The following is a 16577-nucleotide window of genomic DNA, read 5'->3' on the forward strand; positions in this document are numbered from 1 at the left end:
TGACATAAATTGTCCCCTTCCCTAGACCATCTTATGTGATGGTCTACTTTGTTTTCTAACTAGATTCCCCAACTTTTTTGCTTACTTTAGCAAAAGCAATCTATATTTAAATACAAATTTTTATACAAAATATTCAGAAAATAATGTCAAAACAAGTAGTTTTTCGGTACAATTAATGTAGAAAGCAATTTCACAAAAATAAGGGGGGTTTTATTGAAACAAACAAAAGCAATCTTAATTGCATTATTTCTCGGTTTAGTTGTTGGACTCACTTTAAATTTAGCTGCACCATCCATTTTTGAACCATTAAACCAATATGTGTTCAATCCACTTGGTCAATTGTTTATTCGCCTCATTAAAATGCTAGTTGTTCCTGTTGTATTCATTTCTATCGTGCTCGGAGCTGCTGGGCTTGGAGACCCGAAACAACTTGGAAGAATCGGCTTAAAATCAATTTCATTCTTTCTTGTAACTACAGCCGTTGCTATCTCTATTGCAGTTACATTTGCACTGATTATTCAACCAGGATCTGGCGGTAACTTTAAAACAGAAGGGCTTAAATATGAAGGGGCAAAAACCGAAACATCTTTCGTGGATACATTGCTAAATATCGTACCAGATAACCCAGCAAAAGCGATGGCTGATGGAAACATGTTACAAATTATTGCCTTTGCCGTATTAATCGGACTCGGTATAGCTATTTTAGGAAAACGGGTTCAAGGTATCCATTCATTACTTGAACAGGGCAACGAATTAATGATGTATCTTGTTAATCTCGTTATGAAATTAGCGCCAATCGGAACATTTGGATTGCTCGCTTCATCCGTTGGTAAAATGGGTCTTGCAGGCGTCGCTGCGATGTTCAAGTATATGATTGTCGTTATGCTAGTACTTATTATTCACGGCGTCTTCGTCTATGGCGGATTATTAAAGGTATTAGCAAAAGAAAGTATTGTCCGTTTCTTTAAACATTTCGGACCGGTAATGGCAATTGGATTTAGTACATCTAGCTCTAATGCATCTCTTCCGTTTGCGATGAAAACAGCACAAGAAAAACTTGGCGTTCCAAAAGCGATAAGTTCTTTTGTACAACCACTAGGTGCAACGATTAATATGGATGGTACTGCCATTATGCAAGGTGTAGCAACTGTGTTTATCGCTCAAGTATACGGAGTTGATCTTACTATGTCCCAATTAGCTGTCGTCGTATTAACTGCTGTACTAGCTAGTATCGGTACTGCCGGTGTACCAGGTGTTGGACTTGTAATGCTTACGATGGTTTTAAATCAAGTAAATCTACCAGTAGAAGGTATTGCCTTAATTATCGGTATTGACCGCATTCTAGATATGTCAAGAACAGCTGTAAATATTTCTGGTGATGCAATTTGTGCAATGATCGTCGCAAAATCAGAAGAAAAATATAATACAGATCAATCTGCAGCATCTTAAATCAAAAAAGGAGTGAAATGATTCACTCCTTTTTTGATTTACTTCCTTTTTTCGAACGATATTCTTTTCCTTTGTTATCATTACCAGTATCAAATTCCGCACTAAACTCTTGCTGAAATTGTCCTGATTTTGGTGAGCCTTGATTTCCGCTCCCTTTACTACCATTTCGATTTGTCATATTTTTGCCCCCTTCCTTTACTAGTAGTATGTTACATATTTTCTTTTTTATAATCTTTTACATACGAAAGAAGACCTTCCTCATATAAGGAAAGCCTTCTTCTTCAATACGTAAGCGTTTTCTTACTTGTAATGACTTAAATAAGTTTTTTAGAAATAGATATCATTATATTCATTTCTTCTTCTGAAAGCGCGGAGAATCTTTCTTGTAAATATTTCTTTTTCTCCCCTTCCATTTTTGCAACTAAATCTTTTCCTTGCTCTGTAATCTCTAAATATACAACTCTGCGATCTGATGTAGAACGTGAACGGGTTACAAAGCCTTTATTAATTAATTTTTCTGTAACAGCTGTAATATGACTATTCGACACATTTAACTCATTGGCTACACGTGATACCATTTCTTTATTCGTACGATTCAATATTCTAAGGACGATGAACTCATTCCACGGTATGTAACCACCAAATATCTTTCCAATATCATTACGCAACGTGCGGAACATAGCAAAAACATTTGTCGATAGTTCTTCCATTAATTGCTCTCGATTTTGAGACAACTTTGACAGCCCCTTTTATTTCATTTAGTTAAATAAAAACCTTATTAATAATTTTACATGAAATCTTACTTTTTGTCACCTTATTTTCCCATAATTCGTAGTTTTTTAATAGACATTTCATGATACAATAAAGTTGATTTTCCAGAAAAAGGGGATGGAATAATGAGTGAAGAAGACAAATTTTCTAATCTCAATCTAAAAGATAAGACTTTGATTATTGGTTTTGTTATTCTGTTTCTCATTATAATTTTTGCATTTATATTCTTTGTATATGTAGGAATCTTTCATATTACAGGTATAGAATATTCATCAAGAACAGCTCTACTACTCTTTTTTTACTTATTCTTTTATTAGATGGTATTACATATTTTATATTTATTTTCTTTAAAGTGCTCTTTCATCCAATGATGATAAATATGCCCAATTGGCTCTCAATCGCTCTGCTCTCCATAATTGAAATTACGTTAGATTGGTTTGTCATACATACCGCCGACGACTGGATAGAGAGTGTACAAATGTCCAACATAGCTGAACTATGTGTCGCACTATTCCTTTACACACTCAATAAATTATTTAGTGATAAGAAAGAGTAAGAATACAAGCTTTTCTATATAAAAATTGGTACAATGAAAACAAATCATACTAAAGAGGTGTTACTTATGAACTTACAACAATGGGCTGATAAAGGTATGTCCTTTGATACATATGTGAATGAAATGAAAGTAAATCAATACGAGCTACTGCACATTTACAATAACTTTTTAATTCCAAATGAATTACTTCCTGTATTAGAAGAACGCCAAAATGATGGCTGGCGTGTTATCGTATTAACAGCTGATTGGTGTGGTGACGCTCTTTTATGCGTACCTGTTATGAAACGAATTTCTGAAGTTGCAAATATTGATATGAGATTATTAATTCGCGATGAAAACTTAGAATTAATGGATCAATATTTAACAAATGGAACAGCACGTGCCATTCCAATCTTTATTTTCATTGATAAAGATGGAAATGAACAAGCCGTTTGGGGACCACGCGCTCCAAAAGTACAAGAGTTAGTAACTTCAATGCGCGCTACATTGCCTGAAAAAGAAGATCCAACATTCGAAGAGAAACAAAAAGAAATGTACGCTAATTTCCGTGCCACATTAGCTGATGATACTTCTCTTTGGGAACATGTAATGGAAAGCATGATGGAAAAAGTAGTAAAATAAAAAAACTGCCGAACTCGGCAGTTTTTTTATTACATAATGAAGAAGAAATAGAATACCGCAGCTAAAATGAAACGGTAGTAAGCGAACGGTGTTAGTTTTACACGACCTAATAATTTTAAGAATGAAACAATTGCAAGCATCGCAACAACGAATGCTGTAATAAATCCTGTTGCAAATAATGGGATATCAGCCGTACTTAATATATCCCAGCTTTTAATTAAATCTAAACCACTTGCAGCTACCATCATTGGTACTGCTAAAATAAATGTATATTCAGCCGCCGCTGTATGTGACACGCGAGCTAATAAACCACCACTTATTGTAGAACCAGAACGAGAAAATCCTGGCCAAAGCGCTAAACATTGGAACATTCCAATTGTAAAAGCTTGCTTATATGTGATTTCATCTAATGTTCTTGCTGTACTTGGTTTCGAAAACTTCTCAGCAACAATCATTAAAATACCACCAGCCACTAAACTGATGACAACTGGGCCTGGCCCAAATAAAACTTCTTTAATCGCACTATGGAACAATACGCCAAGTACGCCGGCAGGAATCATCCCGATAATAATATGTAATAAATTTAACGATGGTCCCTCGGTTACTTTCCCTATACCTACTAAAGACCATAGACGCTTCCAAAATATAACAACAACTGCTAAAATCGATCCCAATTGAATAACAACTTCGAAAACTTTCGCTCTCTCGTCGTCAAATCCAAGTAAATGACCTGTTAAAATCATATGTCCTGTTGATGAAACTGGTAAAAACTCTGTTAAACCTTCAACAGCCCCCATGATTATTCCAATTAACCAATCAGCCACGAGTAGTGCCTCCTTAATAACGAATATGTAATTTTTCACACCTTATCATAATACCTTATCCCCTTTTAAAGTGCATCCTTTTTTTATTGATTGTACATGTTGTATGCGCATATTTCTTTTCTATTTTTTGATTAAATTGTATGATAGTAAGAGTTTGTTTTTTTAGCGGAAAGGGGATTTTATGAAAGAAACTAATTCATTCTCACAAAAATTAAAGCAATTTGTATTACTATTTTTCCCGATTTTCGTAACGCAAATGTCATTATTTGCAATGAGTTTTTTCGATACGACAATGTCAGGGCACGCAAGTCCTATTGATTTAGCGGGTGTTGCTATCGGAACAAGTATATGGCTTCCCGTTAGTACCGGATTAACAGGAATTTTAATGGCTACCACTCCAATTGTTGCACAGCTCATTGGATCCAAGAAAAAAGAGGATGTTCCCCAAGTTGTCATACAAGCAGTATATTTAGCAATTTGTGCTAGTTCCTTGGTCATCCTTATCGGTTTCTTCGCTGTTTCACCTATTTTAAACGGTATGCGCCTGGAAGAACCTGTGGAACGTATTGCGGCAAAATTTTTAAGTATTATTGCAATTGGAATTATCCCTTTATTTACTTACACTGTTTTACGTGGGTTTATTGATGCATTAGGAAAAACTCGCACAACGATGATCATTACATTACTATCATTACCAATTAACGTAGTATTAAATTATGTATTAATTTTTGGTCATTTCGGTTTTCCAAAACTCGGTGGTGTTGGGGCGGCAATTGCTTCTGCAGCAACCTATTGGTGCATTTTAATTATTACCGTTATTATTATTCGTACGAAAGAGCCTTTCGCATCTTTCAATATCTTTAAACAATTATATCGTCCTTCTCTTTCAAGTTGGAATGAATTCTTAAAACTTGGCGTCCCTATCGGATTTGCTATCTTTTTTGAAACGAGTATTTTCGCTGCAGTGACACTTATGATGAGTAATTTTAGTACGACAACAATCGCAGCTCATCAAGCAGCTATGAACTTCGCTTCCTTGTTATATATGACTCCTTTAAGTTTAGCAATGGCAATGACCATCGCTGTTGGATTCGAAGTTGGAGCAAAGCGATTCAATAACGCAAAACAATATGGATTTATCGGGATTGGCTTAGCACTTGCATTCGCCCTATTATATTCAATTCTTCTCTATTTCTTTGATGATGCAATTGCTTCTATTTATACGACAGATATACAAGTTCATCATTTAGCAAAAGAATTTCTTATATTTGCGATTTTATTTCAAATTTCAGATGCAATTGCAACTCCTGTACAAGGGGCACTACGTGGTTATAAAGACGTAAATGTTTCCTTAATTATGACATTAATCGCTTATTGGGTAATAGGTCTCCCTCTCGGTTACATATTAGCAACTTACACTGACTGGGCAGCAAAAGGATATTGGATCGGTCTTATTATCGGTCTAGCATTTGGCGCCACCTTCCTTCTTGTCCGTCTCTTTCAAGTTCAAAGAAAATATACAACAGAAAACCACCGCTCACGATAGAGGGGTGGGTTTCTTTATGCATATTTTTTCTTTGAACGTATAACATAATGAAAAAGAAAGGTGGATACATATGGACGAAAAAGAAAAAAAGCAATCATTCGATGAAGAATTCGCCCCTGAAATTTCACCTGCATATCGGCAAGATGTACATAAGACACCTAAATATAAAAACACTTCTTTTTTAATGGGCATTACCATTTTTGCCGCTGTGTTACTCGTACTCATCATTTTCGTTTATTTTTGATGGAAGGTGGTCTATTATATGAAGAAACAAAATTCCAATCGTTCAAAAAAAACTGTGAAAATAGAAAAAGGGTATGCAGGTGATTCTGTTCTTACTCAAAAACAAGTCGAGCAAGGAAATTTATATATTGCTCAAAAAGAACTTGGTCAACAAAATGAAAACCTTTAGAATCCCTCAAAGAACTGGGGGATTTTTTTATCCGCTATTTGTAGCACTGATTCATGTTTCACTTTATTGTACATACTGTTTTTGTTCTAACACCTTAAATATATTATTAACCTTTACAATTTTCATTTCATAATTCAATTTCATTTCGCTTCTCTTACCATTTTCAGTACCCGCAACGTACGCTGCAGTTTGATAACGAAAACTTTCATCCGTCACTTCACGTATGTCCTCGTTTATAAATTTATACTCTAAATCCCGAAACCGATTTGGATAATAATTTCCTATTAATTGTTCATATCCTCTATTTACAAATAGTTCTTCACCTTTTCGTTTCACATCTTCTTTATTATTAAGCCCAAACACTGATAATTGCTCTGTCACAAAATGTTCTCCTACCTTTTTCATTTCATTATGAGTTAAAGTTTCTATACTTTTGTTCTTTAATTCATTATTTAATCCGTACTGATCAATCAGTTTAAAGCTAGCAAAAACCTCTTCTTTATATGACCAAAACAATCCAAAAGCGATACATAAAGAAGTGATGAATAGTCTTTTCTTCATAATACTCCCGCCCCTCTTCATAATGATAGGTATATTTTAACATATAGAAAGAAAATTCTGATATCATAAAGTGGAATAAGTTAACATAGAAATGAGGAACAATTATGGACTCTTACAAACAATATATAAAAGAAGCTTTGCCTAATCTTTCTATACATTCATATAAACAAAATGAAGAAGGATGGGATAATGTAGCGGTTATTATCAATGATGAACTACTGTTTCGTTTCCCGCGAAAACAGGAATATGCAATGCGAATTCCGTTAGAAAAAGAACTGTGCACACTTCTCTCTTGTTCACTACATGAAATTGAGGTCCCACAGTATCACCTATTATATAGCAATAATGCTGATGCGGTTCCACTTTGTAGTTACTATACACTCATTCATGGTGAGCCGTTAAAACCAGAAATAGTTACTACACTAGAAAAACAAGAGCGGGAAGCACTTATTACACAATTAGCCACCTTCCTTGCGACTCTACATAGTATTCCTTTAAAACAAGGTACAACGTTAGGATTCCCTGTTGAAAAAACACTTACCTACTGGAAAAAGCTACAAACTAAGTTAAATCAGTATGTTACTAATAGTCTTACTTCGTTCCAGCAATCATCTTTAAATCGTTTGTTCGAAAATTTCTTTACTTGTATCGATACAACCACTTTTCAAAATACAATTATTCACGCTGATTTTACACATCATCACATTTTATTTGATAACCAAAATAAAGATATTTCAGGGATTATCGATTTGGGTGATGCTCAAATTGGAGATCCCGCCTTTGACTTTGCTGGGCTATATTATGATTTCGGGCATGAATTTACTACATCAGTATATGAACAATACTGTACACTTACTTCACACCATGATCCATTACTCATTCACCGCATCACGAGTTTTTATCGGTACAGCCCTTTACTACATAATATTATTTATAACTTTGAAACAAAGAATGAACTTGAATTCCTAGCAGGTACTAAAAAACTGAAACTAATACTACAGGGATGAGATTATATTCTCTCCCTATACTCTCTTTCCTCATACATCATTAACTTTTTATCCATTTCAACAATGACTTTATACAGTTGAAATGCTTGTAAAATTTGTAGTTGAATCCCAAAAGGAGCATTTTGTTCTTTTAACCATTGAAATACTTTCATTTCATCTTCCATTGATTATTCCTCCCTTTATTAAAATCTGCTACAAATATACGGTAAATGATGAAAAGCTTTTCATGTCAATAACAAAAAAGGATGCAAAATTGCATCCTTTAATGTACGATATTTTTCTTCTGCTTCGCTTCTTTCTTTACTTCTTCCCCTTGGCATTCCCTACGAAACGCACAACTCATACACTCAGAACGAAAATGACGCTCTGTATAATGCTCAGGTTGTTGCAACATTTCTTTCATTCTAGATAAATCAGCCATGCCAGTTATAATATCTTCCTGTTTCGGAATGTACTCATACTTAGTTCCTTCTATTAAATTAATAACTTCAATTTTTCCGGGAAGAATTCCGAAAGCTTTATAACTGAATACTGTCATTAACTTTTGACAAAGAGCAAGCATTTCCTCATCCGCATCGACAACATACTTTTTAATTACAAACGACTCAGTACTCCACTCACCAACTTCTAATGTCAATGACATGTGGACACCTAACTCTTCCATATATGTTTGAAATTTTTCATATAAAAATAACGGCGGTGTCTGACTATCATCTCTTTCAACAAACTGTAATAAGTGATCCGTTAACTTCGCTAACACAATATAATACTCCGTCTTTGAAGCAAACATATTAATCCTTACTTTTTTCCAATACTTTTCTATTAATATTAAAAGTACGATTTTCGTTTGTTGGCCCGCAGGTAGTGTGTAATATTCATTAATAATTCGATTCACAATCATTTGTGCGATTTGTTGCCATTCAAATGAAGAAGGTTCTCTTCTTTTTATATGACGGAAATAAAATTTATGCGGACAACGCATAAAATCATACAAATGATAATCTGTCATCGTTTTGATTGCGATTTTCTCATGCACTTGCTCTTCATCTCCCTTCTGCCATTAAGAAAGGTGTTTTACAAATTCAGCTCCAAACTGTAAACATTTTTCTACATCTTCATCTTCTGGCGTTAATTCTACTTTTAGTCCTTCTAACACAACTGCAGCTCCGCGCTCTTGTAGCTTTTCGATTAAAATGTCAACCGCCACGCCGTATTTCGGATAAGCCGAATCACATGATCCGAATACTGCCGCTTTTTTCCCGGTTAAATCAATAGAATCCATTGCATCATAAAAATCTAAGAAATCATCAGGAAGGTCACCATCTCCCCAAGTGTAAGCACCTAAAATAATTCCATCATACTGTTCTAGTATAGAAGCTTCTGGTGAATCCATAATATCGATAACTTCAATTTCATTTTCTGTTTCACGAATTGCACCCGCAATATGATCAGCCATTTCCTCTGTATTTCCACTCATACTTGCAAAAATCATTACTAACTTACTCAACTAAATCTCTCCTTTTACCTTGTATCTCTTTTTCTGTTGGAAGCGTACTCTTCTCATCTACATATTCAGAACGAATTACATTTCGTTGCCATTCCATATGCTGATCAACATCTTTATTTTTATCTTTTAATCCCCTCCGCAGAAGGTGAAATTTTTTTCTCATTAACATGTCTCATCCATCCTATTGATAATAATTATCAATTTCAACTACCCTTAGATTAATTGACAGTGATTATCAATGTCAATAACTATTTTTTAAAAAATGATTAAAATGTACAAGCTTGTCCGTTAGCTATTCATATACTATAAATGAGCATAGTTCTTTCTCAGCCCTCTCTGACGGAAAGAAATAAAAGCAACTGCGATAGAGCGCAGTTGCCTTTTTTTATACTTTTCTATGATTTTAGTAGTCTTATCGCTGTCTCTAAAAATAATTCCACTCCATAAATTAAAGCTGATTCATCTACATCAAATTTCGGATGATGATGCGGATAACAAGTATCTACCTTTTCATTCCCCGTCCCCAATTTAATGAAGCAACCCGGTGCCTTTCTTAAATATGCTGAAAAATCTTCTCCTCCCATAGAAGGTTCAAGCTTCACAACACGCTCATTCCCAAACAAATGTAGTGCACTTTCTTCTACTACTTTCGTAATATATTCATCATTAATAACCGGATCATATCCGTATCGATACGTATATGTATACTTTCCTCCATGTGCCTTTGTGATTCCTTTCACGATTTTCTCAATTTTCTCTTCTGCTTCTATTCTTAACGCTTGATTAAAAGAACGCACAGTTCCCATTAAAGTTGCTGCATTAGGAATAATATTATCAGCCATTCCCCCATGAAACTGCGTAACTGAAACAACTCTTTGCATGAAAGCACTTGTATTTCTTGATACGATATGTTGTAAATTTGTAATAATCTGCGCTCCGATAGCAATAGGATCTATCGTTTCTTCTGGCCTCGCCGCATGCCCTCCTTTCCCTTGAATTTCAACTGTAAATACGTCTGGTGCCGCCATCATCGGTCCATACGCAATTCCGATTTTCCCGCTCTCCAATCCAGACATAACATGTAAACCTATTACATAATCAACACCATCCATCACGCCTGCCTCAACCATTTCTTGTCCCCCGCCAGGATACACCTCTTCTGCGTGCTGAAAGAAGAGACGAATCTCACCTACGAAATCTTCCTTTATATTTGATAGCACCTCCGCTGTACTTAACAAAATAGCTGCGTGAGCATCATGCCCACATGCATGCATCATTCCTTTATTCGCAGACGTATAAGATTTCCTTGTCTCTTCTTGAATTGGTAAAGCATCTATATCAGCTCGAATCGCAACTACTTTCCCTTGTCCCGTCCCTCTTTTAATTGCTAGTACACTATACTTCGTCGGTCTCGTTACTTCAAAAGAAGAAAATGAACATAATGTATCATATATAAATTGTGAAGTTTCTTTTTCATGAAATGATAATTCCGGATATTTATGAAAATGCTGTCTCCACTTAATAATGTTTTCTTCTGAAATAAGATCCTTCCACATCCTCTTCATCAGAAATTCCTCCTCTTATGAAACTTTAACAATTCATACATTAACTATGAAAAACTCAAACAAATATTACATTTCTATACATTCTCCCAGACCACTTTTATACATTCACACAATCCACTTCCTATTTACATGTCAAACCCATTACAAATTCATACTGAATGTAATATAATTGCTAAGTTAGGGATTTTCTTTTTTAGTATTTAGTGCTAATATCAGAAAAGAGCCTTTTGACTTATTTTTACCTAAAATGTGGAATTTTGTTTTTTTCACAATAATGTAGGACATGATACCTACAAAGAGCTATCATTTCATTAAGAGAGGGAAAGACATGGAAAGATTAAAAGAGATATGGTCTCGACCACTCACACAATGGGTTGCAAAGACGGTTTATTACCTTGCAATTTTATTTGCATTGCTTTGGTTGTATGGATTCCATGATACAAACACAAGTACATTTATTTACAACGAATTTTAGGGTGGGAACGTTATGAAGTTATTAGAACAAATTGAAAAGTGGGCTATTGAAACGCCTGATCAAACTGCTTTTGTTTGGCGAGATGCGAAAATTACGTACAAACAATTAAAGGAAGATTCTGATGCGTTAGCACATTGGATTTCTTCTGAGTATCCAGATGATCGTTCACCAATTATGGTGTATGGCCATATGCAACCTGAAATGATTATTAACTTTTTAGGATGTGTAAAAGCTGGGCATGCTTATATTCCTGTAGATTTATCTATCCCAGCTGATCGTGTACAACGTATCGCTGAAAATTCTGGTGCGAAACTACTTTTATCAGGAACTGAAGTAACTGTAACTGATTTACCAGTTCGTATCGTAAGTGAAGACAACTTAAAAGATATTTTCTTTACTCATAAAGGGAACATTCCAAATCCTGAACATGCGGTAAAAGGTGATGAGAACTTCTACATTATTTACACATCAGGAAGTACAGGTAATCCGAAAGGGGTTCAGATTACTTATAACTGTCTTGTTAGCTTTACAAAATGGGCTGTAGAAGATTTCAACTTACAAACAGGGCAAGTATTCTTAAACCAAGCACCTTTCTCATTCGATTTATCTGTAATGGATATTTACCCATCATTAGTAACGGGTGGCACACTATGGGCAATCGATAAAGACATGATTGCACGTCCAAAAGACTTGTTTGCTTCTTTAGAGCAATCGGATATACAAGTATGGACTTCGACACCATCTTTCGCAGAAATGTGTTTAATGGAAGCCTCTTTCTCTGAAAGTATGCTACCAAACATGAAAACATTCTTATTCTGCGGTGAAGTGTTGCCAAATGAAGTAGCTAGAAAATTAATTGAGCGTTTCCCGAAAGCAGCAATTATGAATACGTACGGTCCAACAGAAGCTACTGTTGCTGTAACAGGCATTCACGTTACAGAAGAAGTGCTTAATCAATACAAATCACTTCCAGTTGGCTACTGTAAATCAGACTGTCGCCTTCTTATTATGAAAGAAGATGGTACAATTGCACCTGACGGTGAAAAAGGTGAAATCGTAATTGTCGGTCCAAGCGTAAGCGTTGGCTATTTAGGAAGCCCTGAATTAACAGAAAAAGTATTTACCATGATTGATGGTGAGCGTGCCTATAAAACAGGTGATGCTGGCTATGTAGAAAATGGTCTTCTATTCTATAATGGTCGTCTTGATTTCCAAATTAAGCTTCATGGTTATCGAATGGAATTAGAAGAAATCGAACATCATCTTCGCGCGTGTTCTTACGTAGAAGGTGCAGTTGTTGTTCCAATTAAAAAAGGTGAAAAATATGATTACTTATTAGCGGTTGTTGTTCCTGGAGAGCATTCGTTTGAAAAAGAATTCAAATTAACATCTGCAATCAAAAAAGAACTCAATGAGCGATTACCAAATTACATGATTCCACGTAAATTCATGTATCAATCTTCTATTCCAATGACACCAAATGGAAAGGTAGATCGCAAAAAATTATTGAGTGAGGTTACAGCATGACCGCATATGGATCATTTTATTTTTTCGCTATAGTGGGCATTTTATTAATACCTACTATCATAGCTGGATTAAAAGGTAAAATGTTGCGTAAATATAATGCCGTTTTAACATTAGTCATGATTGCTATTATCTTCTCGGATAAACCGAAGCAAGCGATTATGTTAGCCGCATTTATTATTTGGCAATATGCCCTAATTAAAGGCTATTTAATTTTAAGAAAACAAAAGAATAGTACATTCATGTTTTGTATAGCTGTTATTTTATCGATTTTGCCACTTATTTTGGCAAAAATCGCACCATTTGTACCTGAATTACATTTTATTGTTTTCGCAGGTATGTCTTACGTAACATTTAGAGCTGTACAAATGGTCTTTGAAGTTCGTGATAATTTAATTAAAGAACTTTCCTTCTTTAATTTCTGGGAGTTTGTTTTATTCTTCCCTGCGATTTCAAGCGGACCTATCGATCGTTACCGTAGATTCCAAAAAGATATCCAAAAGCCACCTAGCGCTGAAGAATATCAAAAGTTACTATATACAGGGCTTAACCGTATTTTTCAAGGTTTTCTGTATAAATTTATAATCGCGCACTTGATAACAACATATCTTGTAAAGGCAGTATTCGCCAATCAAGATACACTTTTATCTAATACGATTTTTATGTACGCTACTAGCATGCAATTATTCTTTGACTTTGCAGGTTATAGTGCGTTCGTAATTGGTATCAGTTACATGATGGGAATTAAAACTCCTGAAAACTTTAATAAGCCATTCCTTAGTCGTAACATTAAAGACTTCTGGAACCGCTGGCACATGAGTTTATCATTCTGGTTCCGTGATTTTATTTACATGCGTTTCGTCTTTTTTGCAACGAAGAAAAAGTTAATTAAAAACCGCTACACAATTTCGTATATCGGTGCATTTTTAAACTTCTTCATCATGGGAATTTGGCACATCCAAGGAAGCGCTGTTGCGCAGTATGTTATTTATGGTCTATATCATGCCGCACTGTTTATTTTATTCGATATTTTCGAACGAAAAAACAAGAAGCATAAGTTTTGGCCAAACAATAAATTTACACATGTCCTTGCGATTGTAATTACGTTCCACGTTGTATGTTTCGGTTTCCTAATTTTCTCTGGACACCTTAACAGATACTTTTAATGCACCCTTCTTATACTAGTAAGAAGTTGCACATATAATATATTTCGGATATAAAGGAGATTTTAAAAATGGCAGAATTCAAAGAGCAAGTATTAGATATTTTAGAAGAAGTATGTGAAAACGATATTGTGAAAGAAAACTTAGATGTTCAATTATTTGAAGAAGGTATTCTTGATTCTTTCGCTGTAGTATCTTTATTAGTTGAATTCCAAGAGCGTTTAGATATTGAAGTTTCTATTTCTGATTTTGACCGTGACGAGTGGGCTACACCAAACATGGTTATTAAGAAGTTGGAAGAAATCCGATGAACAAAGCAAAATTCGGTCCGATGCTTTTAGCATTGGCCCTTTTTGCTGTATTCTTACTTATTCCAACGCGCTTCCTACTTCCACTTTTAAGTGATGAAAAAGTAGAACAAGCTGCCACTTCTTTAAAAGAAGAAAAGATTCAAAGTATGATTTTACAGCAAAAGATGTTAGCAGACCCGAAATACCTTCCGATGTACGGTTCATCGGAATTCGCACGTATGGATGCTTTCCATCCATCAAATTATTTCAAAGTAAAGCCTGAAGGGTTCACACCATTCCTGCTTGGACGCGGGGGAACACAAGACCTTGTACATGTGTTAAACTTTGCATCTACTATGGATCAATTGAAAGATAAGAAAATGGTATTCGTTCTTTCTCCGCAATGGTTTGTACCACAAGGTATTGATGAAACACACTTTGCACCTAACTTCTCAAAACAACAAGGCTATCACTTGCTTTTCAATGATGACTTAAAGCCTGAAATGAAAAAGCAAATCGCAAAACGTTTATTAAACTTTGAGATTGTTAAGAAAGAAACTTTACTAAAAATTTCGCTTGAAGGTATCGTTTATGATGATACAAAGCATAAAGTAAAAGCACTTGCTGCTAAACCTTTCGCTTATATTTATCGTAACATTTTAGATCGTAAAGATTTATTTACAGCAATGTTTAATATTAAACCGCATAAAGAAAAACTTGACCCTTCATTAAAACAAATGAATTGGGACGAGGCTCGTAAACATGCAGATCAAACGGGTGCAGTAGAATCAGGATCTAACGAATATGGTATCGAAGATGATTACTTCAATAGCAAAATTAAGAAGAAATTAAAGCAACGTGAAGGCTACTTAAAAAATGATGCTTATGATCAATCGCCAGAATATGAAGATTTAAAAATTGTACTTGATTTATTAAAACAATCTGGTGCAAAACCACTCTTCATTTCTGTTCCTGTAAAAGGTCCTTGGTACGATTACGCTGGATTCCCGAAAGAACGTCGCGAATTGTACTATAAGAAAGTTCATGAGCAAATTGAGAAAGCTGGCTATCCAATTGCCGACTTCTCGAATCATGAGTATGATAAATACTTCTTAAAAGATCATATGCATTTAGGTTGGAAAGGCTGGGTTTATATCGATGAGGCCATCCAACAATTTTATAAAGCAAACTAATGAAAAGACCACTTGAATTATTCAAGTGGTCTTTTTCTATATATATTTTGTAATTGTTCGATTACGTTCTCTGCTTCTTTCATAACTCGCTCCACTACATGCTGAGCTGATTCTATTCGTGCTAATGATGACGCTTGCCCTGCCCAAAGCGACATGTATTCTCCTTTATTTTGTTTTGCTGCTTCTTGGCGTATTTTAGAGGTTAATACATTTTGCACTGGATACATCGGAAGCCCTTCTTCTTTCCCTTCATGTCTCTCTATAAATTCATTACGAATACCCCGCGCATATTTCCCGGAAAACGCACGGGTCACAGTTGTACTCGTATCTGTACTATGTAACACTGCTTCTTTATACACATCATGCGTAATACTTTCTTCACTCGTTAAAAAGGCTGATCCCATTTGAACAGCTTCTGCCCCCAGTGTAAATGCTGCAACAAGCCCTTGTCCGTTCATTACACCACCTGCTGCAACAATCGGGATATGCGGGACTGCTGCTACTAACTGTGGAATTAATGCAAACGTACCAATCATAGCGTCCTGTTCTTTCCCAATAAACGTTCCTCTATGCCCTCCTGCCTCACTACCTTGACCGACAATAATGTCTACTCCTAATTCAGCAAGCACCCTCGCCTCTGTCACATGAGTAGCTGTTCCGATAACTTTTATTCCTCTTCTTTTTAAGTCACCTATTTCTTCTTTTTCTAACGTTTGAAATGCAAAGCTAACGACTGGTACGTTTTCTTCTATTAACACTTGTAATTGTTCTTTATAGCTTTTGGGGAGCTTTATCGCCTCTTCTTCCCCTATACCGAATTCTCTATTCATCCCGCTAAGTAATACCTTTGCCAAGTTTACTTTCTCTTCTTCTATCTGTATCTCTTTCGTTAACAGTAAATTAACACCGAAAGGCTTATCAGTTCGTTCCCTTATTTTATAAATTGCTTCACGAATTTGCTCAGGGCTCATATAGCCTGCTCCAAGCGTTCCTAGTCCTCTGCTATTACTTACAGCTGCAACAAGCTCAGGCGTCGTAATCGCACCTGCCATACCTGCTTGAATGATGGGATACTTAATTTGTAATAGATCTATTACGCGACTTGTAAACATC

21 protein-coding genes and 1 pseudogene are annotated in these 16577 nt (G+C 35.3%); 12 read left to right on the forward strand and 10 right to left on the reverse strand.

Features of this window, described 5'->3' with window-relative positions:
• The first annotated feature begins 213 nt into the window (after positions 1 to 213).
• Complete coding sequence (locus DN393_RS04175) at positions 214 to 1449, forward strand: dicarboxylate/amino acid:cation symporter (RefSeq protein WP_098111732.1); 1236 nt, start codon at positions 214 to 216, stop codon at positions 1447 to 1449.
• 22 nt (positions 1450 to 1471) lie between these two features.
• On the opposite strand, the gene DN393_RS04180 is transcribed toward DN393_RS04175, so the two are convergent.
• Both DN393_RS04180 and DN393_RS04185 read right to left on the reverse strand, forming a co-directional pair.
• Positions 1472 to 1627 carry a hypothetical protein gene (locus DN393_RS04180; RefSeq protein ID WP_000184929.1) on the reverse strand — a complete coding sequence of 52 codons (156 nt, stop codon included), beginning with the start codon at positions 1625 to 1627 and terminating at the stop codon, positions 1472 to 1474.
• 136 nt (positions 1628 to 1763) lie between these two features.
• Positions 1764 to 2183, reverse strand: a complete 420-nt coding sequence (locus DN393_RS04185; RefSeq protein ID WP_000081442.1) for a MarR family winged helix-turn-helix transcriptional regulator — start codon at positions 2181 to 2183, stop codon at positions 1764 to 1766.
• 162 nt (positions 2184 to 2345) lie between these two features.
• Between DN393_RS04185 and DN393_RS04190 the strand changes: the two are divergent.
• Together DN393_RS04190 and DN393_RS04195 are read left to right on the forward strand one after the other, a co-directional pair.
• Positions 2346 to 2776, forward strand: a pseudogene (locus DN393_RS04190) (regulatory YrvL family protein).
• Positions 2777 to 2809: 33 nt separating this feature from the next.
• The gene (locus DN393_RS04195; protein WP_002070995.1) at positions 2810 to 3397 is read left to right on the forward strand and encodes a thioredoxin family protein; all 588 of its coding nucleotides are present in this window, start codon (positions 2810 to 2812) and stop codon (positions 3395 to 3397) included.
• Positions 3398 to 3426: 29 nt separating this feature from the next.
• Here DN393_RS04195 and uppP read toward each other — a convergent pair whose 3' ends face one another.
• Positions 3427 to 4221: a bacitracin resistance undecaprenyl-diphosphatase gene (uppP, locus tag DN393_RS04200; protein WP_064476696.1), complete on the reverse strand. Its 795-nt coding sequence runs from the start codon at positions 4219 to 4221 to the stop codon at positions 3427 to 3429.
• A 181-nt stretch (positions 4222 to 4402) separates the two neighbouring features.
• Between uppP and DN393_RS04205 the strand changes: the two genes are divergently transcribed.
• The 3 genes from DN393_RS04205 (at position 4403) to DN393_RS31390 (ending at position 6179) form a co-directional block, all read left to right on the forward strand.
• Positions 4403 to 5767: an MATE family efflux transporter gene (locus tag DN393_RS04205; RefSeq protein WP_064476697.1), complete on the forward strand. Its 1365-nt coding sequence runs from the start codon at positions 4403 to 4405 to the stop codon at positions 5765 to 5767.
• A gap of 70 nt (positions 5768 to 5837) precedes the next feature.
• Positions 5838 to 6011: a hypothetical protein gene (locus DN393_RS04210; RefSeq protein ID WP_064476698.1), complete on the forward strand. Its 174-nt coding sequence runs from the start codon at positions 5838 to 5840 to the stop codon at positions 6009 to 6011.
• Between the two features lie 18 nt (positions 6012 to 6029).
• A complete protein-coding gene (locus tag DN393_RS31390; RefSeq protein WP_064476699.1) occupies positions 6030 to 6179 on the forward strand; it encodes a hypothetical protein in 150 nt (49 codons plus the stop codon).
• Positions 6180 to 6242: 63 nt separating this feature from the next.
• Here DN393_RS31390 and DN393_RS04215 read toward each other — a convergent pair whose 3' ends face one another.
• Positions 6243 to 6761: a hypothetical protein gene (locus DN393_RS04215; RefSeq protein ID WP_064476700.1), complete on the reverse strand. Its 519-nt coding sequence runs from the start codon at positions 6759 to 6761 to the stop codon at positions 6243 to 6245.
• Positions 6762 to 6844: 83 nt separating this feature from the next.
• Between DN393_RS04215 and DN393_RS04220 the strand changes: the two genes are divergently transcribed.
• Complete coding sequence (locus DN393_RS04220; RefSeq protein WP_064476701.1) at positions 6845 to 7747, forward strand: aminoglycoside phosphotransferase family protein; 903 nt, start codon at positions 6845 to 6847, stop codon at positions 7745 to 7747.
• Positions 7748 to 7749: 2 nt separating this feature from the next.
• On the opposite strand, the gene DN393_RS31395 is transcribed toward DN393_RS04220, so the two are convergent.
• From DN393_RS31395 to amaA, 5 genes are all read right to left on the reverse strand, one after another.
• Entirely contained in the window at positions 7750 to 7911 is a 162-nt protein-coding gene (locus DN393_RS31395; RefSeq protein ID WP_064476702.1) for a hypothetical protein, read from the reverse strand.
• Between the two features lie 98 nt (positions 7912 to 8009).
• Entirely contained in the window at positions 8010 to 8783 is a 774-nt protein-coding gene (locus DN393_RS04225; protein ID WP_048561412.1) for a hypothetical protein, read from the reverse strand.
• Positions 8784 to 8807: 24 nt separating this feature from the next.
• Complete coding sequence (locus tag DN393_RS04230; protein ID WP_000041146.1) at positions 8808 to 9254, reverse strand: flavodoxin; 447 nt, start codon at positions 9252 to 9254, stop codon at positions 8808 to 8810.
• Positions 9247 to 9423: a hypothetical protein gene (locus tag DN393_RS31400; protein ID WP_064476703.1), complete on the reverse strand. Its 177-nt coding sequence runs from the start codon at positions 9421 to 9423 to the stop codon at positions 9247 to 9249. Before DN393_RS31400 ends, DN393_RS04230 begins: the two co-directional genes overlap by 8 nt.
• 226 nt (positions 9424 to 9649) lie before the next feature.
• Entirely contained in the window at positions 9650 to 10819 is a 1170-nt protein-coding gene (gene amaA, locus DN393_RS04235; RefSeq protein WP_064476704.1) for an N-acyl-aliphatic-L-amino acid amidohydrolase, read from the reverse strand.
• A 328-nt stretch (positions 10820 to 11147) separates the two neighbouring features.
• On the opposite strand from amaA, the gene DN393_RS04240 reads away from it, so the two are divergent.
• The 5 genes from DN393_RS04240 (at position 11148) to dltD (ending at position 15464) form a co-directional block, all read left to right on the forward strand.
• Positions 11148 to 11294, forward strand: a complete 147-nt coding sequence (locus DN393_RS04240) for a teichoic acid D-Ala incorporation-associated protein DltX (protein WP_000440293.1) — start codon at positions 11148 to 11150, stop codon at positions 11292 to 11294.
• Between the two features lie 12 nt (positions 11295 to 11306).
• Positions 11307 to 12821: a D-alanine--poly(phosphoribitol) ligase subunit DltA gene (gene dltA / locus DN393_RS04245; RefSeq protein ID WP_064476705.1), complete on the forward strand. Its 1515-nt coding sequence runs from the start codon at positions 11307 to 11309 to the stop codon at positions 12819 to 12821.
• Positions 12818 to 13984, forward strand: coding sequence for a D-alanyl-lipoteichoic acid biosynthesis protein DltB (gene dltB / locus DN393_RS04250; protein ID WP_064476706.1), 1167 nt, complete (start codon positions 12818 to 12820; stop codon positions 13982 to 13984). The genes dltA and dltB overlap by 4 nt, the downstream gene beginning before the upstream one ends.
• A 68-nt stretch (positions 13985 to 14052) precedes the next feature.
• Positions 14053 to 14292, forward strand: a complete 240-nt coding sequence (gene dltC / locus DN393_RS04255; RefSeq protein ID WP_000807310.1) for a D-alanine--poly(phosphoribitol) ligase subunit DltC — start codon at positions 14053 to 14055, stop codon at positions 14290 to 14292.
• Entirely contained in the window at positions 14289 to 15464 is a 1176-nt protein-coding gene (dltD, locus tag DN393_RS04260; RefSeq protein WP_064476707.1) for a D-alanyl-lipoteichoic acid biosynthesis protein DltD, read from the forward strand. The genes dltC and dltD overlap by 4 nt, the downstream gene beginning before the upstream one ends.
• A 17-nt stretch (positions 15465 to 15481) precedes the next feature.
• Here dltD and DN393_RS04265 read toward each other — a convergent pair whose 3' ends face one another.
• Positions 15482 to 16576 carry an NAD(P)H-dependent flavin oxidoreductase gene (locus tag DN393_RS04265; protein WP_064476708.1) on the reverse strand — a complete coding sequence of 365 codons (1095 nt, stop codon included), beginning with the start codon at positions 16574 to 16576 and terminating at the stop codon, positions 15482 to 15484.
• Position 16577 lies beyond the last annotated feature (1 nt).

It is taken from the genome of Bacillus sp. BPN334, from assembly GCF_008368885.1.
GTDB classification, from domain to species: Bacteria; Bacillota; Bacilli; order Bacillales; family Bacillaceae_G; genus Bacillus_A; species Bacillus_A wiedmannii.

Coding starts and splice junctions, on each gene's coding strand:
- DN393_RS04180 (WP_000184929.1), bottom strand. CDS start 1,627: ATGACAAATCGAAATGGTAGTAAAGGGAGCGGAAATCAAGGCTCACCA.
- DN393_RS04195 (WP_002070995.1), top strand. CDS start 2,810: ATGAAAACAAATCATACTAAAGAGGTGTTACTTATGAACTTACAACAA.
- DN393_RS04205 (WP_064476697.1), top strand. CDS start 4,403: ATGAAAGAAACTAATTCATTCTCACAAAAATTAAAGCAATTTGTATTA.
- DN393_RS04210 (WP_064476698.1), top strand. CDS start 5,838: ATGGACGAAAAAGAAAAAAAGCAATCATTCGATGAAGAATTCGCCCCT.
- DN393_RS31390 (WP_064476699.1), top strand. CDS start 6,030: ATGAAGAAACAAAATTCCAATCGTTCAAAAAAAACTGTGAAAATAGAA.
- DN393_RS04215 (WP_064476700.1), bottom strand. CDS start 6,761: ATGAAGAGGGGCGGGAGTATTATGAAGAAAAGACTATTCATCACTTCT.
- DN393_RS04220 (WP_064476701.1), top strand. CDS start 6,845: ATGGACTCTTACAAACAATATATAAAAGAAGCTTTGCCTAATCTTTCT.
- DN393_RS31395 (WP_064476702.1), bottom strand. CDS start 7,911: ATGGAAGATGAAATGAAAGTATTTCAATGGTTAAAAGAACAAAATGCT.
- DN393_RS31400 (WP_064476703.1), bottom strand. CDS start 9,423: ATGTTAATGAGAAAAAAATTTCACCTTCTGCGGAGGGGATTAAAAGAT.
- amaA (WP_064476704.1), bottom strand. CDS start 10,819: ATGAAGAGGATGTGGAAGGATCTTATTTCAGAAGAAAACATTATTAAG.
- DN393_RS04240 (WP_000440293.1), top strand. CDS start 11,148: ATGGAAAGATTAAAAGAGATATGGTCTCGACCACTCACACAATGGGTT.
- dltA (WP_064476705.1), top strand. CDS start 11,307: ATGAAGTTATTAGAACAAATTGAAAAGTGGGCTATTGAAACGCCTGAT.
- dltB (WP_064476706.1), top strand. CDS start 12,818: ATGACCGCATATGGATCATTTTATTTTTTCGCTATAGTGGGCATTTTA.
- dltC (WP_000807310.1), top strand. CDS start 14,053: ATGGCAGAATTCAAAGAGCAAGTATTAGATATTTTAGAAGAAGTATGT.
- dltD (WP_064476707.1), top strand. CDS start 14,289: ATGAACAAAGCAAAATTCGGTCCGATGCTTTTAGCATTGGCCCTTTTT.
- DN393_RS04265 (WP_064476708.1), bottom strand. CDS start 16,576: ATGTTTACAAGTCGCGTAATAGATCTATTACAAATTAAGTATCCCATC.